24 protein-coding genes and 2 pseudogenes are annotated in these 26,419 nt (G+C 66.6%); 12 read left to right on the forward strand and 14 right to left on the reverse strand.

Features of this window, described 5'->3' with window-relative positions; translation table 11 throughout:
* Window positions 1–18: 18 nt before the first annotated feature.
* Both ACIREO_RS21745 and ACIREO_RS21750 read right to left on the reverse strand, forming a co-directional pair.
* On the reverse strand, window positions 19–1,245 hold the full coding sequence (locus ACIREO_RS21745) for a metallophosphoesterase (RefSeq protein ID WP_404112690.1): 1,227 nt from the start codon (window positions 1,243–1,245) through the stop codon (window positions 19–21).
* Between the two features lie 133 nt (window positions 1,246–1,378).
* Complete coding sequence (locus tag ACIREO_RS21750; protein WP_404112693.1) at window positions 1,379–2,158, reverse strand: SDR family NAD(P)-dependent oxidoreductase; 780 nt, start codon at window positions 2,156–2,158, stop codon at window positions 1,379–1,381.
* A gap of 213 nt (window positions 2,159–2,371) precedes the next feature.
* On the opposite strand from ACIREO_RS21750, the gene ACIREO_RS21755 reads away from it, so the two are divergent.
* Window positions 2,372–3,202 carry a helix-turn-helix transcriptional regulator gene (locus ACIREO_RS21755; protein ID WP_404112696.1) on the forward strand — a complete coding sequence of 277 codons (831 nt, stop codon included), beginning with the start codon at window positions 2,372–2,374 and terminating at the stop codon, window positions 3,200–3,202.
* 274 nt (window positions 3,203–3,476) lie between these two features.
* Here ACIREO_RS21755 and ACIREO_RS21760 read toward each other — a convergent pair whose 3' ends face one another.
* Window positions 3,477–4,226 (reverse strand): zinc-binding dehydrogenase, encoded by a 750-nt coding sequence (locus ACIREO_RS21760; RefSeq protein WP_404112698.1) that lies wholly within the window; start codon window positions 4,224–4,226, stop codon window positions 3,477–3,479.
* An 88-nt stretch (window positions 4,227–4,314) separates the two neighbouring features.
* Here ACIREO_RS21760 and ACIREO_RS21765 point away from each other — a divergent pair, with 88 nt between their 5' ends.
* On the forward strand, window positions 4,315–4,467 hold the full coding sequence (locus tag ACIREO_RS21765; RefSeq protein WP_404112701.1) for a hypothetical protein: 153 nt from the start codon (window positions 4,315–4,317) through the stop codon (window positions 4,465–4,467).
* 156 nt (window positions 4,468–4,623) lie between these two features.
* Window positions 4,624–5,520, forward strand: coding sequence for an alpha/beta fold hydrolase (locus tag ACIREO_RS21770; RefSeq protein ID WP_404112898.1), 897 nt, complete (start codon window positions 4,624–4,626; stop codon window positions 5,518–5,520).
* 98 nt (window positions 5,521–5,618) lie between these two features.
* On the opposite strand, the gene ACIREO_RS21775 is transcribed toward ACIREO_RS21770, so the two are convergent.
* On the reverse strand, window positions 5,619–6,074 hold the full coding sequence (locus ACIREO_RS21775; protein ID WP_404112704.1) for a VOC family protein: 456 nt from the start codon (window positions 6,072–6,074) through the stop codon (window positions 5,619–5,621).
* A gap of 307 nt (window positions 6,075–6,381) precedes the next feature.
* On the opposite strand from ACIREO_RS21775, the gene ACIREO_RS21780 reads away from it, so the two are divergent.
* The gene (locus tag ACIREO_RS21780; RefSeq protein ID WP_404112707.1) at window positions 6,382–7,071 is read left to right on the forward strand and encodes a DUF6882 domain-containing protein; all 690 of its coding nucleotides are present in this window, start codon (window positions 6,382–6,384) and stop codon (window positions 7,069–7,071) included.
* 143 nt (window positions 7,072–7,214) lie between these two features.
* Here ACIREO_RS21780 and ACIREO_RS21785 read toward each other — a convergent pair whose 3' ends face one another.
* A complete protein-coding gene (locus ACIREO_RS21785; RefSeq protein ID WP_404112710.1) occupies window positions 7,215–8,546 on the reverse strand; it encodes an MFS transporter in 1,332 nt (443 codons plus the stop codon).
* 527 nt (window positions 8,547–9,073) lie between these two features.
* On the opposite strand from ACIREO_RS21785, the gene ACIREO_RS21790 reads away from it, so the two are divergent.
* The 3 genes and pseudogenes from ACIREO_RS21790 to ACIREO_RS21800 form a co-directional block, all read left to right on the forward strand.
* A complete protein-coding gene (locus tag ACIREO_RS21790) occupies window positions 9,074–10,810 on the forward strand; it encodes a subtype B tannase (RefSeq protein WP_404112713.1) in 1,737 nt (578 codons plus the stop codon).
* Window positions 10,811–11,197: 387 nt separating this feature from the next.
* Window positions 11,198–11,452 carry a hypothetical protein gene (locus ACIREO_RS21795; protein ID WP_404112716.1) on the forward strand — a complete coding sequence of 85 codons (255 nt, stop codon included), beginning with the start codon at window positions 11,198–11,200 and terminating at the stop codon, window positions 11,450–11,452.
* Between the two features lie 89 nt (window positions 11,453–11,541).
* A pseudogene (locus ACIREO_RS21800) lies at window positions 11,542–11,640 on the forward strand (IS5/IS1182 family transposase); the annotation flags it as partial.
* 50 nt (window positions 11,641–11,690) lie between these two features.
* Here ACIREO_RS21800 and ACIREO_RS21805 read toward each other — a convergent pair.
* Together ACIREO_RS21805 and ACIREO_RS21810 are read right to left on the reverse strand one after the other, a co-directional pair.
* Window positions 11,691–12,101 carry a RidA family protein gene (locus ACIREO_RS21805; RefSeq protein ID WP_404112719.1) on the reverse strand — a complete coding sequence of 137 codons (411 nt, stop codon included), beginning with the start codon at window positions 12,099–12,101 and terminating at the stop codon, window positions 11,691–11,693.
* 290 nt (window positions 12,102–12,391) lie between these two features.
* Complete coding sequence (locus ACIREO_RS21810) at window positions 12,392–12,778, reverse strand: fic family toxin-antitoxin system, toxin component (RefSeq protein ID WP_404112722.1); 387 nt, start codon at window positions 12,776–12,778, stop codon at window positions 12,392–12,394.
* A 349-nt stretch (window positions 12,779–13,127) separates the two neighbouring features.
* On the opposite strand from ACIREO_RS21810, the gene ACIREO_RS21815 reads away from it, so the two are divergent.
* Window positions 13,128–13,643 carry a DinB family protein gene (locus tag ACIREO_RS21815; protein ID WP_404112723.1) on the forward strand — a complete coding sequence of 172 codons (516 nt, stop codon included), beginning with the start codon at window positions 13,128–13,130 and terminating at the stop codon, window positions 13,641–13,643.
* A gap of 564 nt (window positions 13,644–14,207) precedes the next feature.
* Here ACIREO_RS21815 and ACIREO_RS21820 read toward each other — a convergent pair.
* The 3 genes from ACIREO_RS21820 to ACIREO_RS21830 form a co-directional block, all read right to left on the reverse strand.
* The gene (locus ACIREO_RS21820) at window positions 14,208–15,476 is read right to left on the reverse strand and encodes a hypothetical protein (RefSeq protein WP_404112726.1); all 1,269 of its coding nucleotides are present in this window, start codon (window positions 15,474–15,476) and stop codon (window positions 14,208–14,210) included.
* Window positions 15,477–15,490: 14 nt separating this feature from the next.
* Window positions 15,491–16,219: a hypothetical protein gene (locus ACIREO_RS21825; RefSeq protein WP_404112728.1), complete on the reverse strand. Its 729-nt coding sequence runs from the start codon at window positions 16,217–16,219 to the stop codon at window positions 15,491–15,493.
* A gap of 367 nt (window positions 16,220–16,586) precedes the next feature.
* Entirely contained in the window at window positions 16,587–16,874 is a 288-nt protein-coding gene (locus tag ACIREO_RS21830; RefSeq protein WP_404112731.1) for a hypothetical protein, read from the reverse strand.
* 140 nt (window positions 16,875–17,014) lie between these two features.
* On the opposite strand from ACIREO_RS21830, the gene ACIREO_RS21835 reads away from it, so the two are divergent.
* On the forward strand, window positions 17,015–17,275 hold the full coding sequence (locus tag ACIREO_RS21835; RefSeq protein WP_404112734.1) for a hypothetical protein: 261 nt from the start codon (window positions 17,015–17,017) through the stop codon (window positions 17,273–17,275).
* Window positions 17,276–17,655: 380 nt separating this feature from the next.
* Here ACIREO_RS21835 and ACIREO_RS21840 read toward each other — a convergent pair whose 3' ends face one another.
* Together ACIREO_RS21840 and ACIREO_RS21845 are read right to left on the reverse strand one after the other, a co-directional pair.
* Entirely contained in the window at window positions 17,656–18,408 is a 753-nt protein-coding gene (locus ACIREO_RS21840) for a hypothetical protein (RefSeq protein ID WP_404112737.1), read from the reverse strand.
* A 127-nt stretch (window positions 18,409–18,535) separates the two neighbouring features.
* Window positions 18,536–19,125, reverse strand: a pseudogene (locus ACIREO_RS21845) (transposase); the annotation flags it as partial.
* 596 nt (window positions 19,126–19,721) lie between these two features.
* Between ACIREO_RS21845 and ACIREO_RS21850 the strand changes: the two are divergent.
* Window positions 19,722–22,754: a citrate/2-methylcitrate synthase gene (locus ACIREO_RS21850; protein ID WP_404112739.1), complete on the forward strand. Its 3,033-nt coding sequence runs from the start codon at window positions 19,722–19,724 to the stop codon at window positions 22,752–22,754.
* A gap of 353 nt (window positions 22,755–23,107) precedes the next feature.
* Window positions 23,108–23,788 carry a hypothetical protein gene (locus tag ACIREO_RS21855; RefSeq protein ID WP_404112741.1) on the forward strand — a complete coding sequence of 227 codons (681 nt, stop codon included), beginning with the start codon at window positions 23,108–23,110 and terminating at the stop codon, window positions 23,786–23,788.
* A 442-nt stretch (window positions 23,789–24,230) separates the two neighbouring features.
* Here ACIREO_RS21855 and ACIREO_RS21860 read toward each other — a convergent pair whose 3' ends face one another.
* Window positions 24,231–25,352: an FAD-dependent oxidoreductase gene (locus ACIREO_RS21860; RefSeq protein WP_404112743.1), complete on the reverse strand. Its 1,122-nt coding sequence runs from the start codon at window positions 25,350–25,352 to the stop codon at window positions 24,231–24,233.
* Between the two features lie 245 nt (window positions 25,353–25,597).
* The gene (locus ACIREO_RS21865) at window positions 25,598–25,966 is read right to left on the reverse strand and encodes a hypothetical protein (RefSeq protein ID WP_404112746.1); all 369 of its coding nucleotides are present in this window, start codon (window positions 25,964–25,966) and stop codon (window positions 25,598–25,600) included.
* A 186-nt stretch (window positions 25,967–26,152) separates the two neighbouring features.
* Between ACIREO_RS21865 and ACIREO_RS21870 the strand changes: the two genes are divergently transcribed.
* Window positions 26,153–26,401 (forward strand): hypothetical protein, encoded by a 249-nt coding sequence (locus tag ACIREO_RS21870; protein ID WP_404112748.1) that lies wholly within the window; start codon window positions 26,153–26,155, stop codon window positions 26,399–26,401.
* Window positions 26,402–26,419 lie beyond the last annotated feature (18 nt).

Consider the following 26,419-nt stretch of genomic DNA (forward strand, 5'->3'; position numbering starts at 1 on the left):
CGGCACACGCCAGTCCGCTCACAGGGGCTGTGTGGGAGACCCCTGCGGGGAGCGGAGTACGAGCAGGGTGATCTCGCTGGGGGCGAAGACGCGGAACGGCGGGCCCCAGAAGCCGGTGCCGCGGCTGGTGTAGAGGAGGGTGCGGGTGCCGTGGCGGCTGAGGCCGGCGAGGGCGGGCTGGTCGATGCGGACGAGGTGGTGGAAGGGCCAGATCTGGCCGCCGTGGGTGTGGCCCGAGAGCTGGAGGTCGACGCCGCCTGCTGCGGCCCGGTCGACGAACTTGGGCTGGTGGGCCAGGAGCAGGACGGGCAGGTCGGGGTCGGCGCCGTTCAGGGCTCCGGCGAGGTGGGCGCGGTGACCGGCCAGGCCGGAGGACTCGGCGGTGACGTCGTCCACGCCGGCGACCACAAGGGTGTCGCCGCCGCGTTCGAGCAGCAGGTGGCGGTTGCGCAGCGGCTCCCAGCCCAGCTCGTCCATCAGGTCGACCCAGCCCTGGGCCTCGCTGTAGTACTCGTGGTTTCCGGTGACGTAGACCCGGGCCCGGGTGGCTCGCACGGTGCCGAGCGGAGCGGCCTGGGCACGGCGCCGTCGGGCCGTGCCGTCCGCGATGTCGCCGGTGTGGCAGACCAGGTCTGCCTCCAGGGTGTTGACCTTCTCGCAGACCCGCGCCGACCAGCGGGCGCGGTCGAGCGGGCCGTAGTGGGTGTCGGTGATGAGGGCGACGCGAAGGCCGTCCAATCCGGCGCCCAGTCGCGGGAGTTGCACGTCGAGCCGGCGCACCCGTGGCACCCGGCGGGCCTCGGCGTACCCCCAGGTGAGCAGCACGGCGGCTACGCCGAGAACCACCCAACTGACGATCCGGGCCCGGGTCTGCCCGTCGCCCACGCCGGCCACGGTCAGGGCGAGGCGCAGCAGGACGCCGAGCAGGACGGACCAGGTGAACAGAACCCAGCTGGCCCCGAGGAGGGTGTCTCCGACGATGGCCGCCCGGTCCTGCTGCCGTCGGCCGTGGCCGCGCGTCATCGCGAGCGGCATTGCGACCAGACCGAGGACGAACAGGGCGGTGCCGCCCAGCGCCACGGGGGGCGGCCAGTGCTGGCCGGTGTGCAGCAGAACCCAGCAGGGCACCGTCCACAGCAGGACGGGGGCGATCAGAGGGATGTAGCGCATCAGGCGGCGCAGCCGACTCTGCTGGGTCGCATGCGCCGTACCGTCCGCGGATCGGGCTTCGCTGGTCTCGGTCACGCTTCCCCTCCTCGGGTGAGCCGGACTGACGGGCGCACTGTACCCGGTCGTCCTGGTGGCCGGAGTCCGGGATGCGTCGAACTGGTGGCGACCTCCGCGCCGGTGACCGGCAGGCAGGACGACGCGATCCGGTTCAGTTGGCCCGGTAGCGGGAGGCGAGGTCGGAGCTCTGCCCGCCGAAGGCAGCAAGGTCTGCCTGGAAGACGCTGTCGAGGAGGTTGCCGTCTTCGACACCGGGGGCGCAGACGACTTCGCCGAGTTCGAGGCCGCGCAGGCTGGCCGTGACGACGTCCTCGGCGCTCATGCGAGGTACGACGCTCATGTCGAGGCCCTGGCGGGAGTGGAACTCGGTGGCGACGATGCCGGGGCACAGGACCTGGACCTGGACGCCGGTGCCGTCGAATTCCGCGCTGAGGGTCTGGGACATGGCGACGAGGTGGGCCAGCGAGCCGGCGTACACGGCGCGGCGAGGCATGACGGACTTGTCGGCGGGACCGCTGAAAGCGATCATTCCGGCTACGTTGATGATCTGCCCCTCACCGCGTTCCTGCATGCCGGCGACGACGGCGCGGGTGAGCATGGTGGGGGCGAGCACCTTGACGTGGACGAGCTCGCGGGCCCTGTCGGCGGGCAGTTCGGCCAGTGGCATGTAGTGCGCGACGCCGGCGTTGTTGACGAGCACGGTCAACGGCTCGGCGGCGCAGATGCCGGCGACGGTGTCGATGCCGGCGTCGGTGGACAGGTCGGCGGCGACGGCCCGGATGGCGACGCCGGAGTGGTCGGCTGCGAACTCGTCGAGGCGGTCCTTGCGGCGGCCGACGATGATCAGGTCATAACCGTCGGCGGCAAGGCGGTCGGCGAACGCTCTTCCGATGCCGGAGGTGGCGCCGGTGATGAGGGCGAGCTTGTTCATGGGTGTTTGTTCCTTCCAGATGTCGGCCGAGGCGGCACGTCGTCATCGGTGCACACGCACAGGCAGACGATGTCGCAGGCGGCAGCCGGCTCACCGACCGTGCCGTTCCTCCCCCCATGGTCGGCCGAAAACACCTGATCAGCCAGTAGACCCGCCTTCCTGGGAATGGCGGTACCAGGACAGACGACCGTCTCTCTTGCCACAATCAACGGTATGGCGACCACGGAACTCGGCACGGCCCTGCGCCACTGGCGCGATCACACCCCGGCCCAGGTCGTCGGCCTGCCCGTGGGCGCACGCAGGCGCGCCGCCGGCCTGCGCCGCGAGGAACTGTCGCAGCTGGCCGGCATCTCCGCCGACTACATCGTCCGGCTGGAACAGGGACGCGCCACCAACCCCTCACCCCAGGTCGTCGAAGCCCTGGCCCGCGCCCTGCGGCTCACCCAGGACGAACACGATCACCTCTTCCGCCTGGCCGGCCTCGCACCGCCAGGCCCCAGCACGATCCCGCGGCACATCACTCCCGGCGTCCACCGCGTGCTGGACCGTCTGATCAGCACGCCGGTCGCCGTCTTCGACGCCGCCTGGACCCAACTGCTCGCCAACCCCCTGTACACGGCACTCATGGGGGAATGGCACGGCAACGACCTCAACGCTGTCTGGCGCAACTTCCTCGACCCGCACAGCCGCGTACGCCACACCTCGGAATCCAAGGGCGCACTCCAGGCAGCACACGCCGCCGACCTGCGCCGCACCGTCGGGAACTATCCCGACGACGCGAACCTGCGGTCCCTCGTCGCCGAACTGCGCCGCCGCAGCGCTCACTTCAACGCCTTGTGGGAATCAGGCGCCGTCGGCGAGCACCGAGCCGCCCGCAAAACCATCGACCACCCCCACGTCGGCGCCCTGACCCTGGACTGCGACGTGCTCAGAGCCACCGGCAGTGACCTGCGCATCATGGTCTACACAGCCCAACCCGGCACCGAAGACGCCGAACGCCTGGCGCTCCTGGACGTCATAGGGACGCAGCCCCTCGTGGAATGACCGTCCTCGGGAGCTTTGGAGGCGTGGCTTCCTGCTGCTGTCCGGCTACGCCAGGATCGACCCGTCGGGGCGGCGCCGGCCGACCACGTCTCACACGCTGTCCGGTACCGGGGCGCCGGCTGAGGAGGCGCGCTTCGGTGACGGTGCGCCGGGCGTCGAGTGCCAGACGCATGGTGCAGGCGGGCTTTTCACAACGCGTGTTCCTGCATGACTCACTCCTGGATTCGCTTGGCTGCCCGGCCGGAGAACGTGAGGCGGAAGGCCGGGCGAGGGCTCAGGGCACGAAGACCAGGCGCTCGCTGGTCTTCTCGGACCAGGCCTGCGCGATCCGGGCCAGCGGCACGGCGCGGGCCTGGACGTAGAGGGCGCCCTCGGTCACCGTTTTCGCCAGCCCGGGCAGTTCGGCGATGAAGTCGCTGGGAGCGACCGAGCCGATGCCGCTGCCCACGATCTTCAGTCGGGCTGCCCGCAGCGCCGCGGAGGGGATCGGGGCGGACGCGCCCGCCATGGAGCCGATCTGGACCCAGGTCAGCGGGGCGGAGCGGTCGGCACGGGCGGTGAGCATCGGAAGCATGGCGTCGGCGGCGGGAGCGCCCCACACGAAGTCGAGGACGACATCGACGTCGGCTGCGGCGGCGATTTCGTCGAAGGTGAGCGCCTGGTCCGCGCCGAGGCCGGGCAGCGTCTTGAGGCGGGTGGTGTCGCGGCCGGCGGCGAATACCTGAGAGGCGCCGAACCGCTTGGCGATCTGGACGGCCATGCGCCCGGCGCTGCCGGTGGCGCCGAGGATGAGGACGCGCTGCCCCTCGCGGAACGTGATGCGGCGGCGCAGGGCGACCCAGGAGGACATACCCGGGTTCATCGCGGCGGCGATCCGGCCGGGATCCACGTCATCGGGCAGGACGACACTTCGGCGGGTGTCGATCACGGTGCGCTCGGCGAAGGTGCCGAGGTTCGTGTCGTCCAGGACCGCGTAACGCAGGCGGCCCGAGGCGTCGCGCACGACGCCGTCGACGCCGGGCACCAGCGGGGCCCCCGCATGAGCGACCTTGCGGCTTTCCTGGGGCTGGACAAGTCGACCATGTCCGGCCTCATCGCCCGCGCCGAAGCGCATGTACGAGGAAGGCAAGGACGCCCTCGCGCCGGCCACGGGGCGACTCGATCCGGAGCAGCGCGAACAGCTCGCTCAGCTGCTCGAGTCCCTCCTCTCCCCGCCCCTGTCGACAACGCCGCGCCCCGAGCGCCCGGTGCGCGGCACGCCCTGAGCCCGGGACGATCCGTCGGCGCCGGCTCGGATGACCCGCAAGAGGATCGGCCGCGCCGGGCGGTCATCCATCAGCGCGCTCGGTGACCGCGGTCGGATCGCGCGGGTTCGCCGCTGGGCAGCTGGTGACGCCGGTAAATTCTTCGCGGTGACTTTGATGAAGACGCAGGGCCTGGTGTCGATGACCGATGAGGCGCAGTTGCACTGGACGGCGCTGGGGGACACGACTCGGCAGCCGGCCGTGGTCCTGCTCCACGGCGGTCCGGGTCTGCCGGACTATCTGGGCGATGTCGCCCCCATGGTGGCGGACCTCGCGCCTGTGTACCGGTACGACCAGCGTGGCACGGGCCGATCCCCGTGGCAGGGCCGCCATTCCCTCGCCCGGCATGTCGACGATCTCGTCGAGCTGCTCGACGTATGGGACGTGCCCAGGGCCGTGCTGATCGGGCACTCCTACGGCACTGACCTGGCGAGCCGCTTCTGCCTGAAGCATCCTGACAGGGTTGCCGCGATGCTGCTGATGTGCGGGCCGTTCGTCGGTGACTGGCGTACGGGGGACCGGGCGGAACGCGGCCGCCGCATGTCCGCAGAGCAGCAGCACCGGCTCCGCGAATTGGAGGAGCTGCCGCACCGCACGGAGGAGCAGGAAGTCGAGCTTCTCACGCTGGCCTGGTTCACCGACCACTCCGATCCCGAACGCGGATGGCGCTGGGCAGCCCAGGGTGCCCGGCGGCGCCGACCGGTCAACTGGTCCATGAACGGTGAACTTGGCAAGGAGGGACGGGAGGACCCGCTCGATGGGCATCTTGCCGAGTTGCTCGGGTGCCTGCCCGCGCGGGCGGAGCTTCTCGGCGGGGCCGATGATCCCCGCCCCGTGTCGGCTCTTGAATCACTTGCGCTCCGGCTCGATCTTCCGCTGACGCGGATCGAGGGCGCTGGGCATGAGCCGTGGCTGGAGCAGCCGGACGCTGTGCGTGCGCACCTTCGGCGCTTCGTGCAGGGCACGGTGGGCGCCCAGGGCTTCGACCGGCTTGCTCGACCACGTCATCGCTGAGCAGGGCGCCTCCTGGCTCTCCGCCCGCGCCGGCCTCCAAGTCCGGGCGGGCGGCCACGGTTGGAAACCGGCTGTGGCCTGCACCGTCGCAACGGCTCTCAGACGACGTCGAATTCGTTGCCTTCGGGGTCCTGCATGGCGGCGGCGTAGAGCCCCATGTCCGGCGCATCCTTGATCCGAAGCACGGTGGCACCAGCTTTGACCAGCCGTTCCACCGAAGCGTTGACCCGCTGTGTGCGGACGTCCAGCAGGACGTCACGGCCCCCACCGACTTTCAGGTCGAAGTGCCACCGGTTCTTGGCGGCCTTCGGCTCCGGAACCTGCTGGAACCACACCCTCGGTCCACGTCCCGCGGGATCGATGATCGACTCCGGGACATCTCCCGCACCGGTCGGCAACTTCGCCTCGGGCACCCCCATCGCCGCCCAGTAAGCACGCCACGTGGGGTGCCCGCCCGGCGGAGGCTCGGGGACGTAGCCCAGGGCCTCGGCCCAGAAAGTCACCATCTTCTGCGGATCGGAGCAGTCGATCGTCAGCTGCACGGTCATCTCCATACTCGGAGCATCCCAGGCAGGTCTGACAGACGATCCACTTTCCCGAACACTCCAGCCGGGACACGACGCTCTTCGCCGAAGGGAGGCCGCGCGGCACATTCCGGGCGCGTGGGAGACGTCCCGCCCAAGGCGTCCGTCGCCGCGCGGGAGGGGGCAGCGCGGTCTCCGTACGGCGGATCCTCGACGCGCCGGCGAAGGCACCCGCCGAAGTCGTTCGGACGCCTCCATCACCTGCCGAAGGAGCGGTTGGCCGAGGAACGGGGCCCGGACTAAACGTCGTTGGACCTCCCCCTCTACGCTCGTGATCATGACGACCGGATTCAGCGACCAGTTCGTGCTCGAGGCGGAACGGCACTCCGTCTGGGGCGCCGCTCAGCTCGAGGCGCTCATGGAGTTCCTGCCCGAGGCGCCGTGGAGCGCGGACCTGCCGACGTGTTCGTACCAGCAGGGGGAGGTGCAGCTGCGGGTCGGTGTCCTCGGGACGTACGACATGGAGGCGGGTTCCTGGCTGTGGGGCTGGGCGAATCCCGGGCTCGGCGGGAGTGAGGTCGTGGCGTTGTCCGCTGCCGTGGCACGGTACGGACAGGTGCACGGGATTCCTGAGTTCACCGCTGAGGAACTCGATCTGTCCGGGTTCGACGATCCCCGGCGGGCTGCCGAGATGCTGGCCTTCGCGGGGATGGGGGTTGCCGACGCTCCCGGGTACATCGGGCAGCCCGCCGGGCCCGGCACCCGGGTGTACTTCCTGCCCGACGACCCGAAGGTGCCGAGCGCCCAGCTCGATCCGGTCGCCCTGCCGCGCGTGCTCATGGCCGGGGTCTCACTCATCGGGCGTTCGCCGCGACGGGCCGTCACGGGGTACTTCGAGCACCACGGGGTGCCGCAGCGCGTGGAAGGCGACCGGCTGATCGCCGATCTGCCGACCGGGAACGCCGCCGTAGTCTCCTTCGACCGGATGGGGCGAATAGGCAACATCCAGCTCACGGTCAGCGGCTGAGCCGGACCGTCCGTCAGGAACCCCCGCGCGGTACCGCGAGCACCGTTGATGCCACCTTCGCCGGCTCGGGGTCTGCGGCACATGACTGCCGCAGACCCCGAGACTGTCGCTTGCAGTCCGCGCCGGTCGGCGGAACAGGCCGGTCAGCTGGTGGCGGTCAGGGGCGGCACGGTGGTCCGGCCCGGGGTCCGGCGGGACATGCGCAGGCCGGCCAGGGTGATGAAGACCGTGGAGAACAGGGCGGAGAGGGCGAACGCGGTGAAGCCCCAGTCGGCTGCCCCGTTGGCGAGCAGCTGACCGCCGAGCCAGGGACCGAACACGGCGCCGAAGCGGCCCATGCCGGAGGTCCAGCCCACGGCCGTGGCACGGTTCTCGGAGGTGGAGTATCCGGCCACTGTCGCGTAGATCATCGTCTGGGCGCTGTTGAGGAACAGGCCGGTGAAGAAGATCACCGTGAAGGTCAGTGCGAGCGGCATGTGAACGCTGAGCAGGTAGACGCCCACGGCGGTCAGCAGGAACCAGATCGCCGAGATGCGCGCGGCGCCGAAGCGGTCGGCGCAGCGGCCGGCGACGAGCATGCCCACTATGCCGCCGAGGTTGAAGACGACGACGAAATTCAGGGAGGAGCCGAGTTCGTAACCCTTGCCGCGCATCATGGTGGGGAGCCAGGTGGCGACGCCGTACACGAGCAGCAGGCCGCCGAAGGAGGCCAGCCAGAACATCACCGTCTGGACCCACTCGCTGCCGCGGAACAGCTGGGCGAGGGCACTCCACCGTTCGCCGGCCGCGGCACGGTTCTTCGAGGGGACGGGGAGTTCGACGGCGTAGCGGTCGGCGAGCTCGCGCGCCTCGGTGGTGCGTCCCTTGGCGACCAGGAAGCTCAGGGACTCCGGCATGAACCGGGCGACCAGCGGGACGGCGACGATCAGCGGTGTCACGCAGACCCAGAAGGCCGCACGCCAGCCGAGGGGCTCCACGATCCACAGGGCCACATAGGCGGAGACGATGCCGCCGGCGTGGTGGGCGGTCATCAGTGCGCCGATGATGAAGGCGCCGCGGCCGCGCGGGGCGTAGTCGGAGACCATGGTGATCGCGGTGGGCAGCAGACCTCCGAGGCCGAGCCCTGCGAGCGTCCGGCCGAGCCCGAAGACCGCGACCGTGGGGGCGGCCGCGCAGAGGGCCGAAGCCAGCGAGAACAGCGCGGTGCACGCCATGATCATCTTCTTGCGCCCGATGAGATCGGTGAGGGTGCCCGAGGAGAGGGCGCCGATCAGCATGCCGAAGGTGGCATAGCTGCCGAGGTCGCCGGCCGTGCCCGGCTCGAGGCCGAGGGCGCGCTGCTCCAGCATGTGCGGCAGAACGGAGCCGTAGATGAACATGTCGAGGCCGTCGAAGAACACGACAAGCCAGCACAGAGCGATGACCAGTACGGCCATTCTGCTGCCGCGGGAGGCTGGGGCGAGCGAGGAGGACATCGTTGTTTCCTCTCGTCCGGGAGGAGGGTCCCTGGAGATCGGTGCGAAAGGCGGGGGTGGTCGGTGCGGCTCAAGCTGCGGACCCGACACGAGCGAGACGGGTGCTCGCGATGGTGGCCTTGACGGTAAGAACACCCGAACGGCATGTCAACGCTTTTGTTGACAATCTAAGGAACAATTTGTCCCTGGTTCGGCGCTCGGTGCGTTCCGCTTCGGGTCAGGTGGTCGCGATATCGGTCGGGGGTGAGCGCGAGGCGGGTGAGCGGGCTGCACGGTTCGATGTGATTGCCGCCGGGCCCGTAGGTGCCTCGGTGGGGACCCGTCGCTCGGTAAGGTCGAATCTTCAACGGAAATGTTCGTCAAACTGCTGGGCACATTGTTGACAATCCGATAGCGTGCGTGACGCCTCGGCCCCGGGGCATCGGCGAAGCACCTGGTGCTCAACGAGTGGAGATGCCATGCGGCGGCTCTCGACGTCCTCCGGACGCGATGGACTGGTCCGAACCACGGGTTTCCGGACAGGCTCGGTGACTCGCAAGTACTTGCTTCAAGGCGTGGCGGTCGCCGGCTCGCTCGCCCTCACGGCCATCGCTGTGCCGACATCTTTCGCGGCTACTGACAGCGCGGTCCTGTCGCACGGCAGCGGCCATGCTGCGGACCCCCAGGACGACGCACTGGCCTTCGACTCCGCCGCGTACACGACGATCAGCGTCACCGTCGACGGGCAGCCGATGAACGTGCGCTGGTACAAGGAGATCTGCTACGTCGCCAAGCCTGTTGCTGCGGCGGCACAGCAGCCCGGCGGTCCCGGGGGTGGCGGTACCACGATTCCCAACACGGCCTGCGGCTACCAGAGCATAAACGTGTTCGTACCTGAGAGCGCCTTCAGCAATCAGCAGGCACCGGTCTACTTCGCATTGAACAACAGCGGCTGGATGGCCAGTTACGTCAAGGCGAGCGTGACCGACGGCACCTCGTACGACAGCTCGACGAGCAACGTCGGAGCCGCACTGAAGGCCGGATACGTCTTCGCCGACGTGGCCAACCGCAGTCGTGGCCTGGTGGGCGCGGACGGCTCGTCCCCCGGCAAGGCCCCCGCGGCAGTGGTCGACGCCAAGGCCGCCGTCCGCTACCTCCGCCTGAACGATGCCACGATGCCCGGCAGCGCCGAGCGCATCGTCATCAACGGCACCAGCGGCGGCGGCGCGCTGGTGTCGATCCTGGGTGCTTCCGGCAACAGTAGTGAGTACAACCCCTACCTCGAGGCCGTCGGCGCCGCCGGCATCGACGGGAAGGGCCGCAGTAGTCTGCGCGACGACGTCTTCGCCGTCAACGCGTACTGCCCGATCACCGACCTGGGCAACGCCGACAGGGCGTACGAGTGGCTGTACAACGTCCTCGACACCCGGGACGGCGCAGGCCAGAACCCCTCGCCCGAAGACGCGGCCGCGATCGCGGCGCAGTTCCCCGCCTACGAGAAGAGCCTCGGGCTGCGCAACCCCGACGGCTCCAGGCTCACCGCCGCGAACATGATCGACACCATCGAGCAGGAGGTCATCCGCTCCGCGGAGACCTATATGAAGGCGGACGCCACCCACACGATCCCGCCGCTGGGCGGCAGCTTCGAGATTCAGTCCGGAGGTCCCGGGGGCCCGCCCACCACCAAGTCGTACGTAAATGACTGGATCGACGTCGACAACGGCACCGACAAGGTGCTCTCGGTCGACATGAAGAGGTACCTCGCCTTCGTCGTCGCCCAGGCCACGCTGAAGACGACGCCCGCCTTCGACGCGGTGGGCGTCAACGGAGACATCACCAGTCGGACCGAGACCAACCTCTTCGGCCCCTCGAACCAGAAGTACATGAACTACACCGAGTACAGCTGGGACCACAACGACGTCGCCGGCGACGGCAGCGGGCTCGATGACACCGGCCTGACCTGGGATCAGTACACGGGCAAGCGCAGCACCACCGTCGACGACCAGGTCCACCTGATCAACCCGATGGACTTCGTCGGTACCGGTGCCGACACGGCAGAGAACTGGTATGTCCGGACCGGCACCCGTGACCGGGACACCTCGTTCACCGTCTCGATCAACCTTGACCGGGCGCTCGAAGCGGACAAGCAGGTCAAGGACGTCGACTACCAGCTCGCCTGGAACCAGCCGCATGCCGGCAACTACGACGTGCCCGAGGCCATGGCCTGGATCGCCAAGGTCGTCCGCAAGGCCGGAGACCCGCTCGCCGCACGCCACCACGGATAGGCCGCGCCCCCCACTGGCCGGCTGGCTGGACCGCAGCAAGCGCACCAGCCGGCCAGTGGGGAGGATGCGAACTGAGCGGCGAACGCATCGCCCGAGCGCGCCGGTCTGCCGCGCCCAGTCCGGCGAGCAGTGCCTGCTCCTGGGCCGACCGTACGGTGAAGTTCTGCTCGGCCAGTTCGACGCCCTCCGGGGTGAGACACAGTCGGATGATCCGGCGGTCGTCCGCTTCACGTACCACGAACCGTTCGGACCCCGAGGCTAAAGATCACCCGGCTTGACGTACCACCTCTTCGTAGTCCTGATGTACGCCCCGCCCACCGAGCCAGCAGATCGTCCGGTACGCCGTCGTCGGCGCCCCTCCCCGCTGGCGTCCGTAGCATCCGGCTCATGACACGTGTGCGACGTCGCGTAGTCAAGGCCCTGGTGGTGGCGCTCGGTTCGGCGGCCCTGGTGGCGTGGGTGCTGATGCTGCTGCCACCCGTCAACGACGCCGTCCTCGGCGACAAGCCGCGCGAGCAGGGGGATTTCGCGCGCATGTGTGAGGGGGGCGAGCCGTTCCCGCGTGCGGCGTCGTACGAGCCGGGTGTGGCACCGCACCCATGGGTGGTCATCGAAGACGGGTGGGACCCGTATGGAGCCTGACTACACGCACCCGAATTGGGGACGCCTACGTAGACCTGTTCGCCGAAGTTGCTGCCACCCCATCCGGCTCCTGAGGCTTGTCTGACATGCAGACCGTCTACGAGCGTTTCGCCCGCTGGGAGGCGGGCGGCACGTGGGCAAGGTTGCTGGAACAGGTGCAGGTCCGTGACGACGCTGTGGGTGGGATGCCGTTGGTGAAGGTTGCTGGTCATGCCGACGACTCAGCGTGCCAGTGGGCTCAAGAATCGAGCACGGCGGCGACGGCCTCGATCTCGACGAGTTGGTCCTTGTAGCCGAGCACGGTGACCCCCATCAGGGTGCTGGGGACGTCATGGTCAGCGAACGAGTCTCGGACTACCTTCCAGGCAGCCACCAGGTCCTCTCGCCGGGCCGACGCGACGAGAACCCTCGTACTGATGACATCCTGGAGCGACGCACCTGAGGTGGCGAGGGCGGCGTGCATGTTCTCGATGGCCTTCGTCGCTTGACCCGCGTAGTCACCGACCGCTGCCGTGGAGCCGTCCTCGTTCAGCGGACACGCCCCGGCGAGGAAGATCAGGCGTGACTCGGCGGGCGCCGTAGCCGCGTAGGCGTACTCGGCGACGTCGGACAGGGAGGCAGAGCGGATCAACGTGATGGCACGAGCCATAGTCGGCGGTCCTTTTCCATCGGGTGCTGAGCTCCGACATCCTGCCAGCGTCCGTTGGCTCCCGCCTTCCCTTTAACCGTCCCACGCGCAGCACCGTCACTTCTGCTCGACAAATCACGAGCCGAGTGATCACCACATGACTCCGGAACCCGTCGACAAACGCTGCTCCCGGAGATCGACGAAGCCAGTCCCAGCCACGACGCGTCGACCGAGGGGATGCACGGCTGCTCCCCGCGCGTGCATGGACGGCCCCATGCTGACGGTGGCCGCGGACAACACGCGCACCGGTCTCAGTCCCGCCAAGCCCGCTGGTGCACCGCGATGCGTGCGGCTGTGCATTTCGGGTCGTACAGCTCACGTGCCAGTGCTGACAGCTGGTCCCGTGTCGGTGCCACAGATACGCCGCTGGCCTCGAGGTACATCACGGCGACGGCGCAGGCCACGCTCAGGTTGGACTGCTCCAGCCAGCGCAGTCGCCCCAAGGTGTGCACCAGGGCCGCAGCCCTGGCGAAGGCACCTTGGTGGACGGGGGTTTCCAGAAGGTGGGCGCGGTGACGAGCGACCGCGGCGAGGGGAACTCCCAGATCTTGGGGGGCGGGATCCTGGTGGCCGGCGCGTTCGGCCACTTCGAGGATCCAGGAGAGGTCTATATGCACGACATGCTCACGCAGCGGCACTCCGGCTGGGTGCGGGGGAGTGCTGGATGTCGAGGTCCTTCTCGAGGGCGTCGAGGAAGGAGCCGTGCTCGGAGGGAACACCCGGCAGTGAATCGGACTCCCACCCACGGGAAGTCGCCCGTCTTATGAGTCGCGCGAACGCTCCAGCGTTCCGCACGCTCAAGCGGCCGCAAGGAGCTCGGCATCTGAATCAGCCGCGAGCCATCGCACGGAGTCATTCTGCTCGGTGAGGTAGCGGGTCGTGGCCGGCACCGATCCCGAGGCTTCGGTGCCAACGTTGCTAACTCCAGGCCCAGTTCTCCACTATTCAGGTGTCCCTCTCAAGGCCGCCCCGGTAGCGTGCGCCGGCATGACATCGGAACTGGAACGCCCCCCGCTCCAAGCGGACGAACGCACCGCGCTCATAGGCTGGCTGGACCTGCAGCGGCAGATCCTGCGCTGGAAATGTGAGGGACTGAGCGACGAGGACGCGCACCGCTCGGTCATCCCGACCTCACCGGCCATGACGATGGCCGGTCTCATCTCCCATATGCGCTGGACCGAGCACACGTGGCTGGAGGTGGTGTTCCTCGGCGGCGACAAGAAGCAGAACCCGTCGTTCGACGAGTCGAGCGAGGACGCCGACTGGCACACCGACGCCCGCCCCCTCACCGAGCTCCTCGCAGAGTACGAGGCTCAGTGCGCCCGCAGCAATGAGATCGTCGCCACGGCCTCCCTGGACGACGTCGGCCGGCACTCCGACTTCCGCGACGGCAGCGCCAACCTCCGCTGGATGCTGATCCACCTCGTCGAGGAGACGGGCCGGCACGCGGGGCACGCGGACATCGTCCGGGAGTTGCTCGACGGCGCGAAGGGCTATTACTAGCGCGGCTCCGCGTAGCGGGACCCTTGTCTCAGGAGTCAGGCCAACATGCCTCACGACCAACCGCGGGAGCGCCCTTACGCCTCCGGGGCGAGGCTGGACCGAGGCCCGAACGGCTCCGCACGCCACCCGGTCCGCGATCACCGCACCGCACGTCTGGAGGCTGCGGCCCGCTCACGCGCCGGCCTCTTTCGGCCCGAATCCCTATGGTCGTCTCTGCCGCCGCTTGGTCGACGGGGACACGATGGCTTGCTGCGGTGACGGCCCTTGGAGTCCCGGATCAGTACACCGGCGCGGTCCGGTTGCGCCTGGGCCTCTACGCAGGCGTCCTGGAAGCCGCCGCTGGAGGTGCTCTCGTGCCGTCTGTTCACCGAAAGAGGCATGCGGTCTCTCGCTGGTGGTAGAGCGATTCGAGCTGGGGCGGGTCTTCGTGGACCGCCCCGGCAGGGCAGGTGCTGGGGGCGTCCGTACGTCCGTCGCCGCTGTCGGCACGGGCACGGGCACGGACACGGGCACACGGGTTGATACCTGAGGTCTGCGACGAGCTTGTCGGGCGACACGGCATTGTCAGTGGCCGGCGACATGTGGTGTGTCAGTGACGGCGGCAACCTGGCCCCCGGCTCCGCGTAACCGGCTGGTACCACGGGCGAGGGCCCTGAGCGCACTGGCTCCGGCGGTCGTCACGAACGCCGTGGCGGGGCCCGCGTAGAGGGCGTCGTGCATTCCCGGTGAGTGCAGGAGTAGGCCGGAGAAGGTATGAAGGGGCTCCGCGCCGAACAGGGCGTCGGTGTACAGGAGAAGCGAAGTGTTCGCGGCGACCGAGCCAGATATGAAGCCCGCCAGGCAGAGCAGGAACAGCGCCCGCGCCCGCATCGGCCGGGTGCGCAGGCCGGGCAGTGATCTGAGCCCGAAGAAAGTGAGAGCGAACAGCAGGGCGAAGCACTCGTAGGCCCAGGGGCGTAGGAAGGTCTCGGTGAGTATCTCGACACCCTCGCTGTGCGGAAACAGCCGGGGGCGGGGACGCAGGAGGGCTTGGGTCAGTTCGTTCGCACAGAACCGGGAGGAGCAGCGGCCGTCGAGCAGTGGGCGCACCGCCTTGGCCAGGTCGGGGGAAGTGAGCAGGTGCAGAGCCGTTGTGGCGGTGCCGGTCACGAGTACCGTCTCGCCGATGCGGCGCCACACGGTGCGCACGGGCCCGCGGAGAAGGGCAAGAAGGAGAAGCGTAGCCCTGCGCGCTCCCGGTGCGTGGGCGGAGGTGCACCATCGGGTGCCCTTGACTGCGAGCAGGACCACTGCTGCGGACAGTCCGAGCAGGGCGGTGTGCGGGGCGATTTGGTACGCGTCCTGAAGGGTCTCGGTCAGCGGGGTGTACCCGTGGACGGGGCTGCTGAATTTCGAGGACTCCAGCTGTGGCTGTTCCCGCAGGAAGAGCGGTAGGCGGGTGACCATCAGGGCGGCCAGACCCGCGAGCGGGGCCAGCACCACCAGGGGCACGCAGGCTCGCAGGGTTCGGTACACGCCAAGGTCTGTCCGGCCGGTGAAAACGGTGGAGGCAGCGAGCAGGAACAGGGCGAAGAGGCTGGTCCAGACTGCTTCGGTCAGGAGTGCCTCTCCTCCTGCCGCTTCTCCCAGCCGCCATACCGGGGAGACGGTGAGCAGCCGCAAGGCCTCCAGGGGTTCGAGCGTGCCCCCCGGCAGGCCCTCTGCCCGCTTGGGTGAAACATGCGTTTCCGCCCATCTGATCTGTGCCGGAAGCACGCCCAGCGCGTGGACGAGGATCGCGGTGAGGGGCACCGTGAGCAGGCCCACCGGGTTGCGCCGCGTCGTTTGTGCCATCACCGCGACCCCGGTCATGGGGTTCTCGGGGCGGTCGCCATCACCCGGAATGGGCTTCCGTGGTCATCGAGTTGCACGGTCTGCGTCCTCTTCCCGTCCCACCAGGTCAGGGTGGCTTTCCAGGAGGTGTCCCAGCGGTCGGTACGGCCCAGGAACCACAGGGTGTACACCGCGTCGGAGGTCAGCGTGCGAGGGAGGACCACGGGTGTGCCCCAGTCAAGAGCCTCCTTGGCCGCCGTTTGCTGGGTCGGTTTTCCCAAGATGTCGATCACGGACACTGGGCGGCCCACGGCGAGTTCGTCCAGGTTGACCCCGGCCGCTTCCGGAGGGAGCGAGCCGTCTCCGCACCCCGGTGTTCTCGGATCCGACCGAGACCCAGCGGGTATCGGGTCTCTGCGCACGACGGTCACGGTGATATCCCGCAGTTGGGCGGCCATTCCGGAATTCCCGCGCAGCGAGAGCATGATTCGGTTGGTCCCGCGCTGGACGATGCGGCGCTCGCGTTCCCAGCGGGTCAGCGTCCTGGTGTCGGCGTCTTGCAGTTGTGGCAGCAGGCCCGCATTGCCCGGGAGGGTAGACCAGTCGACTTGGCAGAAGCCTTTCTGCGGTTCCGCACGGAACACCACCGAGGGTTCCTCGACCCACCGTCCCCATAACGTGGTCAGCAGGGGGACGAGCAGAGCCAGCAGGGCCACGACGACCCCGGCAAAACCGATCTTGTTAGCCACGCTGAGCGCGCCCACACGCCGCAGCAGCGATCCTGCCCGGGCGGGCGTCGGGGTCTGGGCCGGCGGGGGGCTGCCCGGCTCGGGGCCGGGTGACGGCGGGGGGCTGCCCGGGTCGGGGTCGGGTGCCGGCGGTGTCCCCGTGTTCGTTCGCAGCCCGGCAGCGGGTTCGTTCGTGTTTCTACCCAGCGGGTCCTCGCTCTCGCTCATCGCCCCGTCTCCCCGTGTCCTCATCAGTCGTGTGTCCGCGAAGCGCCGCAACCGTCAACTCAGCGGCGCAGGTTCATGGAACCTCAAGAGGACAACCGTGGCCACCACGTGTCCAAAAAGGGATTCAGCGAGGGTCTCCCGCGACCTGCGCCGTTTGGGGCGGGGCAGGCGTTGGTCAGCGCAGTCCGGCTTGTCGGGCCTTCCGTGTGGCGGTCCGCGCGTCGCCGGTGACCGGATCGCCGTGGCCGGGCAGGAGCATTGTCGTGGTGGGCAGTTCGTCGATTCGGTCGAGGGTGGCCAGGGCCGCGTCGCCGTCGTGGGTGAAGCCCCGGCACACGAGTCGGGGGCCGGTATCTCCGGTGAGCCCGTCATGGGTGACCAGGGCGTCGCCGGTGAACAAGAGGCCGCGCTCGGGAAACAGGTAACCGGTGCTGCCCTCGACCCGCCCAGTCAGCTTGACCAAACCCCCCATAGGGGCGCCCCCGGGTATCCCGATTGTGGTCGCTGCTGCCGGACAGCCCCCCACGGGTGAGCGGGCCGGACGAAGGGTGACGCATCGGGGCGGAGGCGTGCCCTGCGGGAGGGCGGCGCGTTGTACCGGCCATGAACGTATGCCGAACCCTCACCGTCGCCGCAGCCGGATGTTTTCTGCTGGCCGCCGCCCCCACTGCCCAGGCCGACAACTTCGCTCCGGCACTGACCGACACCGTTCTCACAACCAGCGCCGCCGGAGAGCGGACGGGCACAGCCGCCCATGGCGTGGCGGAACGGACCGGGGTCGCGAAGAAGGTGCCGGCGGTCGTGGGCTTCGTGCAGGAGGGGGCTGACGCGGTGGCCGCACGCGACGAGTCGGTCAGCAACTGATCACCCGCGCCCCCTCTAAGCCGAGAGGCTGAGCAGGCCGAAGTGCATTTGATGACGAGCCTTGAGGCGGGATGAGCGCGAGTGAGCCAGCTCTGAGGACCATCACATGCTGCAGGCCTGAGGACTTCGGGACGAGTGCCGCCAGGCTCATCCTCGGCGCGGGCGGCATGGACGCCGGTCTCCTTGCCTCCGCGCTCACCGTGCGTGAGAGCCTCGGCCGAATCAATGACCTCATCCACACCTAGGGGATCCTGCTGGCACTACCGCACGTCCTGGAGAGAGGCGGCAGGCTTTCCCTGCGCCCTTCCCTCGGGGCCGGCAACGACCCCGGCCGTACGACCTGGAGACGGACCGGCGCGTGGCGGAGTTCAAGCTCGGGTCTACTTGGAGGCTTGAGCGGGGATCATCGCCTTCTTCTTCCTTCGCCGGGGCCGGGCCTGCGGTTCCTCTGCCGGCTCCGCAGCATTGTTCATCCGGGCACTAGCCTCCAGGACCTGGTCGATAATGCGGCGCCGCATCTCGCTCTCGGGGTCTTCCTTCAGGTTCAAGGCCAGCCTCTCAGCGGTCAGGTAGTACCCGGTCAGCACAGGCTGCTCGAAGTACCGGTTGAGCTGACCAAGAGTCTGCCCGTACATCTGCAAGTAAGTGCGGTTCAAGAACGCGGTCAATGCTGCGGCAACCCCCGCGATCGACGCCACGAAGACTTTGGTCTGCAGGTTGTCGAAGTAGAGCCCGGCGCCGAAACAGCCGGCGATCACCATCAGGCCGATGGCCATCGCTCGCTGGGAGGACCGGAAGGACCGGTCCGCCTGGTCCGTCGCAATCCGGTGGTACTCATCGAGCTGGGTCTGGTTCAGCTCCAGGAGCGTCGCCAGCGGAGTGACCGTCTTCAAGTCAGTCAGCTTCTGAGCATCCAGCTCCCGCTGTCTCTCGGCAGCCTCCTCCTCTGCCTTGAGCGCTGCATTCTCCCTTCGGATGCGAGTCCAGAGGTAGTAGCACCCAGCTCCGGCGATGACGGCCACAGCCACGCCTACAACAACCCACAGCCACCAGGGCACGGAGGCCTCAAGCGTGCTGCCCTCCTTTTCGTCCCAGTTCCCGACAACGAATACAGAACCGAGCAGAATGGTCATAACCATCAAGGAACCGGGTGCCCCCGACTGCCTCCTCGGGCGGCGGACATAGTGGCCTGAGCTCAACTGGACTCCTTGAAACGAAGCGACGAGCCGCCACTACGGCGCTCTACGGATCACTCTGGCAGCCGCTCAGCCCGTCCCGCAGAGGTACGGCACAGCTGCCCCAGGCACCAGGGGCAACGTCGCACGCCTCGCAAACTGCCCGCGCCCTCTTCCAGGTCGCGGCGGCGTTCTCCTTCTCGGAGTGCGCCAGGACGAGGACGCCGCCGATGTCCACGATCTGCCTGCCTGCCTGCCTGCCTGCATCCGGCGCCGCATCTCCTGCCGACCGCCAGACACGTTCGCGCACTTCGGTGCGGGCCGTGCGCAGCGCGGCCAAGACCTGCCTGCCGCCCAAGGCCAGTCCGCCGATCAGGCGGGAGACCGTAGGGTCGGAGGCCACCGGCCCGAACACTGCCGGCTCGGCCCGCAGCAGGGCCACATCGGCCAGGCAGTCCCCGCCCAGCGCGACGGCGAGCGCGACATCCAGCAGGATCTTGCCCGGATCGTGCACCGCCGGGCCTTCCGCCATGGCTCGGGCGCCGCCGATGTCGCCGCATCCAGACCGGACTTACGGACTTCCTCGGCCAGCAGTACTGCACCGGCCTGCGAATCCACTCCGCGACCGCCGCGCTCGACGCGGACACGCGGGTAGGTCCCGATAGGCTTCTTCACCTGGAAAGTGCCTCTGGCGGTGGCGGGAACAAGGATCTCAGTAATCAACATTCCCGCTGGTCAGAGGCGCTTTCTGCTTTCGAGATCACCATTCGGACAGCCCGCTTCGTGTAAGCGCAAGGCCTGTGACTTCCGAGGATCGAAGAGCGTGGAGAACTTTATGATCACGGGCGTCCGCGCCTGTTCCGCATCGGACCCCGCCCAAACGGTCGCCCCATCAGGAGGCGGACGCCGGCTGACTGCGCCGAAGCCCCGGCCATCGAGCTACAGACCGATTCACCCACCACGCTCCCAAACGGCCTATGGACACCGCGCCACTTTGCCGGGACTCTGACTACAGCGGCCGCTTCACCCTCAAACTGAAGTGATCACCGCCCCGCCCACAAAAAATCAGACAGTTCCCGAATGTGCATGTTCAACAGAGGCTCTCCCCTGCCTCGGCGGGCGCCAGGACGCCGCCCGAACGACCGTTGGAGGTCTACGCGAAGGAACTCTGCCACCGCCTGCGTCGGCTCTGAAACAATCTGACACAAGAAGCCGACGTAATACCGTGAATTACCGTTGCAGGTCAAGACGACACGGGAGCAGTGAAGTAGGTGGACGGCGTACTTTGCAATCGGGATTCCTCGGAACACAATGTGACCGGTTCAGTGTCGGGCTTTCTGAAGAGCGCTAGTACGCGAGCCGATCAAGCGGCTCTGATTCACGAGGGTCAGGCATGGTCGTATGCGGAAGTACTGGAAGAAGCACGTCGATGGGCCACTCGGCTGCGCGAGTGCGTGACTTCACATCCGGTGCAAGGCGTGGGCATTTATGTTCACACGGGCGCAGCCGAACATGTGGGAAAGGTAGCCGCTCTGCTGGCGGGCATCGCATTCGTTCCATTGAACCCAAAGTTCCCCGCTCAGCGTTTGGCGGAAATGATAACGCAAGCCGGTATCTCAATTATTATCGTCGACGGCGGGGCCGCGAAAGAGTTGGGCGACATCTTCGACCTCCTCAAAACAAAGCCCACTGTATTTCTTCCCGAGGGACTGAGTAGGCCGCTTCGCAGGAGAATCGGGACCCCCATTGTCGACGCAGTTGATCTCGCGCAAGCGTCTCCGCTTCCCCTGGACGAAATCGCGCAACCGACAGCCGCCGACGTTGCCTATATCATGTTCACGTCAGGTAGTAGTGGGCAACCAAAGGGTGTTCCAGTATCTCACGGTAGCTTGATGGCGTACGTGGATTCTGCTGTGCGCCGATATAATTTTGGCCACGAGGACATCTTCGCGCTCACCTTCGATTCCACTTTCGACCTATCGATATTCGGTCCCTTTATGGCCTGGGAGAGTGGGGCCTCTGCAATCACGATGCGACCGCGAGATATCTCAAGCCCTGTTGACTTCATCAACGAGAATAAGGTGAGCGTATGGCTTTCTGTGCCCTCCGTCGCCAAGACTCTAGTAAGTGACGCAGCCTTGAGCCCGCGGAGCCTGCCGAGTCTACGATATAGCCTATTTTGCGGTGAAGCGCTTCCTGAATACGTCGCTACCGCCTGGCAGCAAGCTGCACACAACTCAGCCCTAATCAATATGTATGGCCCGACCGAGGCTACGATTTCAGTTTCCGAATATACTTGGAATCCAGCTTCTTCCCCGAAACAATGCGTCAACGGCCTGGTTCCAATCGGCCACGTTTATGCGGGTCATCATGTCGCCATTGTTGACGAAGCAGGACTTGATGTTGCGATCGGAGGCAGAGGGGAGCTGTGTATTGCAGGGCCCCAAATCTTTTCCGGCTATCTCGATAGTGACCGGAGCAGTAATTGCTTTCTGCTTCGATCCGAGCTTGGCGAGGTTAGAAGGTACTACAAAACTGGTGACATCTGTGAGGTTCTGGGGGACGGGACGATAGTTTACGTTGCTCGCAATGACCATCAGGTGAAGATCAGCGGCTACCGTATTGAGTTGGGCGACGTAGAGGCCGCGCTGAGAAAGCTGGGCGCGACTGATGCGGTCGCCGTTCCCTGGCCGCCAAACGACGCGAAATCTATTTTTGCTGCAACAACCGGCTCTTCCGTGAATATTGAAGCCGTGGAGCAAGTCTTGCCACCCTACATGGTCCCGCAGAAGATTGTTAATCTGGACGAAATGCCCCTGAATGTAAACGGCAAGATAGACCGCAAGGGTGTCGTAGAGCTATTGGCGGAATCTTTGCGCCCCACAAAGGTCGCTTCATCGAAACTGTCCCTGGACGATGTGAAGTTGCTGGTGGCGCAGGCCCTGGGCGAAGATCCCAGCAACGTATCCGATGATTCACATTTGCACCATCCGGACAGTTGGGATTCTCTGGGCCATATCAGTGTCGTGGTGGCCCTAGAAACTCGGCTGGGTACGCAGATCGACCCCGGACACGATCATGAGCTGCGCTCCATCCAAGGCATCTTGGCTTTCGCGCACGGGCGTACGGGCTCGCGGCAGGTGAATAGAAGTCTTCGGGGTTTGCTTGTTACGGAGACTTCCATCGCGAATAGCGATGTAAGTAACGGCTCCCTCTCCTACTGTGGATACGGCTTAACCGATCTGCTTGCGAGCAGCGCAACCTTTGAACAGGTGTCGTATCTCCTTCTGAATCGTGAGCTTCCGGATGGCACCCAGGTGCTCGCTTTTCAGCAACAATTGGCGAGGCGGAGGGCAATCTCACCAGCGGCTATGGAGGCCCTCCGTCTCTGTGCGCGTGTCGGCGCGCATCCCCTATCTGCCCTCGTGACCGCGGTATCGCTCCTGAATGCCGAGATCTCCGGAGTTCGGGGTGGTCTTTCCGTTCAGTCCTTGGGGGAAGTCGGAGAGGCCGGCATGGATCTTATCGCTCAGCTTCCTACGTTGCTTAGTGCCTATCACATGCTTCGGCAGGGGAGGGAGCCCATAGCGCCCGAGCCGGAGTTTCCGCACGTAGTGAACATGTTGCACATGTTCGGATTTCCTGCGAGCGAGCGAAACATTGACGCCATAACTAGGGACTTCATTATTCACGCGGATAATGGCACCACGGCGTCAACCTATGCATGTCTAGTGGCGAACAGCGCGCACACTACCGTTCATGCAGCTGTTGCCGCCGCAGCTGGTGTGTTCTCGGGTGCGCGTCATGGATACGCCTCGGAAACAGCCTACGCGCAGCTGGCGAGGTTGGACGGGCCGGACGCCGTCAAGGCGTACGTCGAGCGTCTTTTGGATGACGGTACATTGGTCGACGGTATTGGACACGCTATCTACGGGAGAGCGGGTGATCCGCGTCTGGCGCCATACCGAAAGGTCGCAACGCAGGTTGCCCTAGATGAAGGCAATGTGAATGGGCTGGAAAAGGCCAATGCGATGTACGACGCTGCCTGCTCAAGGCGGGACGGCGCCCAACCGAACTACGATCTCTTTGGGGGGCTCCTTTACGAGTCGCTCGGATTGCCAGTTGACCTATCCGCACCACTGCATGTCTGCTACCGAATAGTCGGATGGATCGCACATATCCTTGAGGAGCGAGCGACTGGCCAGCCGCTTGTACGACCCGATGCACGTTACGTCGGACATGGTTCCCGACTCGTTGTTCCGCCTTCCGATTTGTCCCCACTGAAAGGAAGCGAGCCCGCATGAGTAACTCGTTGGTGTCTGTCCACGATGAATGGAGCCCCCTTGAGGAGGTGATCGTTGGCACCGCCTTGGGATCTCGAGTTCCGAGTGCCGACAGGGGCCAACACACAATCCGATGCCAGGACCTTTCGGCGATTCCCGTGGGCCCCTTTGATCCTCGATGCATAGCAGAAGCTGAGGAGGACATCGCTGGATTGATAGCCTTGCTGAAGTCGCAAGGAATCACGGTCCGTCGGCCGGTCGCACTTGATAATTCGCGAGAGTACTCGACCCCGGATTGGAAGTCCGATGGGATGCACGCGTTTTGTCCACGAGATACGCTCCTGGCTGTCGGGAGGACCATTATTGAGACGCCGATGTCACTTCGCTCTCGTCAGTACGAGTCGCTGGCTTATCGGCCGATACTCCGGGAGTACATGGAAAGTGGTGCTCGATGGATTTCTGCACCTAAACCGGAGTTGAAGGAATCTGGCTATAACAGGCTTGACCGGTCACTACTCGCTGTTCTCGAGGAAGAGCCGGTGTTCGATGCTGCCAATTGCTTGCGCCTTGGCAGTGACATCCTCTACCTAGTGTCTGATTCTGGAAATCTGAGTGGAGCTAGATGGCTTCAGACCACTCTCGGGGCCAGATATCGCGTTCATCCATGCGAGAACATCTACAAGTCGACGCATATCGACACAACAATTACGGCGCTCCGCCCGGGCCTCTTGCTCGTGAATCCTGCACGTGTCAGCGAAAAGACAATTCCGGACGTGCTGCGTAGCTGGGAAGTAATCCTGGCCCCGGAGCCGGTAGATACCGGATTTTTGGGTTATTCCTTCAGTTCGCCTTGGATCAGCATGAATCTCCTGAGTATTTCTCCGGAATTGGTAGTAGTCGAAAAATCGCAAACCGAACTCATTCGCATGCTGGAGAAGAAGGGGATTACTTGCGCTCCTCTTCCATGGCGCCAGGGTCGATCCCTGGGGGGTGGTTTTCACTGCGCAACGCTGGATGTGCGGCGAACGGGTACGTTTGAAAGCTTCACGTCCTGATGACTCATGTGCTCTGACGACCTCGCAGACGGTTCCCGTTGCCGAATTCGGCGTTCCGGGCATTTCCTTTGGCCACGATCTTTCGTGACGGCCCGTCGGTTTCTTCGGTGGGCCGTTTCGGCTGTCGTGACCTCCCCGTTCCAGCCGGGCAGGTCGAGAGGCGTCTGAAGCCGGGTGAGGCGTACGGCCTGCTCGGAGACAGCGCGGGCTACGGCCGCGGGGGCGGCGGCCATCCGGCCCGTGAGGTACACGAAGTCGGCGACGGCGGCCCGCATGTCGCGGGTGACCTTGTCCGTCCCGCCGGCGCGAAGGTAAGGCCCGGCTGTCGCGAGGCGGCGAGGCGGGACAGGTCGCCGGCCACTGCGGTGCTGGTGGTCAGAACCTTGGAGGGCGAATCCGAGAGGGCGATGCTGAGCCAAGATCGCGAAACAGGGCTGAGGTATCAGGAGCGATCGAACAGAGTGACTACGCTCTGCGGTGCTTCCCGGCCGAAGAAGATCTCCAGGTTCTCCGCCGAGCGGCCGGCAGCGTCGCTACTACGGAGGAACAGCCGCTCTTCGTAGGCGGTGAGCGCGACCTCCATGTCGTGCTGCTCAACTAGCTTGCTCGCCAGGTCAGAGCCGTCGTACATGGCGAGGTTCGCACCCTCGCCGGCGAAGGGCGACATCAGATGCGCGGCGTCGCCGACGAGCGTCACGCCGGGCACCCTGTCCCATTTGAGCCCGACGGGAAGAGCATGGATGGGCCGGACCCACGGTTCCGCGTCGCTCTGTGTCACGAAGGTGGTGAGCAGTGGCGACCAGCCATCGAACTCGTCGGCAAGTTGACGGAGGCCCGCGGACGGGTCACCGAAGTCGACCGACCTCATCCACTCCTCGGGCTTGTTCAGCGCCACGTATCCGAGCACGCGTCCGTCGGCGTAGCGATGGGCGATGATGCCTTTGCCCGGCGCGACCGCCATCAGCGTGCCGCTGCCGATTGCGGCCACGCTCGCCCGACAGTCCTGGCCTCCCGGGGCGAGGGCTATTTCGATGAAGCAGGTTCCGCTGTAGAGAGGCTTGGCGGGGGTGAGCAGCGGACGCACCTTCGACCAGGCACCGTCCGCGCCGATGACGATGTCGGCGCGCGTGGCGGAACCTTCCGCGAAAGTGAGGTCGTAGCCGCCCTCTACACGGTGCCGGACCGAGGCGAGCTTATGACTCCACCTGATCGTCCCGGGCGCCAGCGAGTCGATGAGCAGGCGCCTGAGTTCGCCACGATCCACCTCTGGACGGGCCGAACCGGGGTCCGCAGGCATATCGAACAGAATCGTGCCGTGGCGGTCGACCACGCGCTTGGCGTCCTCGCCCGGGCGGACCAGAGTGAGGAACTCGTCGTAGAGACCGGCTTCGCGAAGCGCGACCTGTCCGGTCTCTACGTGAATGTCGAGCAGGCCGCCCTGCGCACGGGTCGTCGCCGAAGCCTCACCCTCGTAGATCGTCGCGGCGACACCGTGAGCCTGAAGCACCCGGGCGAGCGTCAGTCCGCCCAGTCCCGCTCCGACAATGGCGATGGTCTTCTGCATGCTGCGCTCCTCTGTCGCGCCGACACGCGCCGGCGGTGGTCAGCGCCAAAAGCGGACGGGATGCCCGATCTCGGCAAGGAGACGCTCACCGATCAGAACCATCTGCATCGATGTACGAGCGATGTCCGGCGGGTGGACCCGCGGAACATCGTTTTTCGCGACCTTATGACTATAACGGCATCCGTCTCGTGCCTGCCGGGGCTGCTCACGCTGCGATGCACCGCGCCCGCCACGTTCATCCTCGCTCACCCGCCTCGACCGGCTCGGTGGTGCCGGAAGGCGAGTGCCCGTTCGGCTCCCGCCAGCCCCGTGGTGATCGTGAGGGCTGTATTCGCCCACGCCGGTAGGCGGATCGGCGAGACGAAGGGCGCGAAGAGGGCCAGGTTGGTGGCCAACACGACGATCGCGCCAACGGCCAGGGTGCGCCCGATGTCGGGGTGTCGTCGGGAGAGTCGGGCGCGCCAGTACTCGGGCGTCCCCGGAGCGGGATCGAGGCGTCGTTCGCTGCCGTCGGCGCTGATCAGATGATTCCGCCTCATGCCGTACCGACTCGCAGCGACGTCGATGCGGACGGTTCCGAGCGCGAACCGTACCGGCATCTCAGAGGTCTGCACATGCCGATCGTTGCGGTAGAGCGACGCCCGCCCCGGCCTCAGGTCGGAGGCCCCGCCTGACGCCTTGTTCTGTTCTCGCCGTGTCGTTCCAGGCAGTGGCGTACGGACCGGCAATTGCGCAAGCGCCTGACGGCCGTGCAGACCGGGGCCGGCGAGGCCGGGTGTCCCGAGTGCGGGGCCCGGTGAGTGATCGGCGTCGACCGGAGGGCGACGGCTCTGTTCTGCTCGGGCCGGTGCAGTGAAGGCCTCGCGACGCCGGAAGAAGATGTTCGGCGGACGGTCACGGTGACCGCATCGCGAACGCATTCTGGCGGCGAGGAACTCGGCGGCGGCTTCGATGTCGCCGGCGCCATGACCTGCGTCCATCGTGCCGAAACCGCTGCTTGCCGCAAGGAGAAGGTGCTGCTGGAGCCTGCACCCAATTCACCTGCGTAGGTTCATCAGTTGCCAGGC

The sequence above is a fragment of the Streptomyces sp. NPDC102441 genome, from assembly GCF_044765585.1.
Taxonomy (GTDB): Bacteria; Actinomycetota; Actinomycetes; order Streptomycetales; family Streptomycetaceae; genus Streptomyces.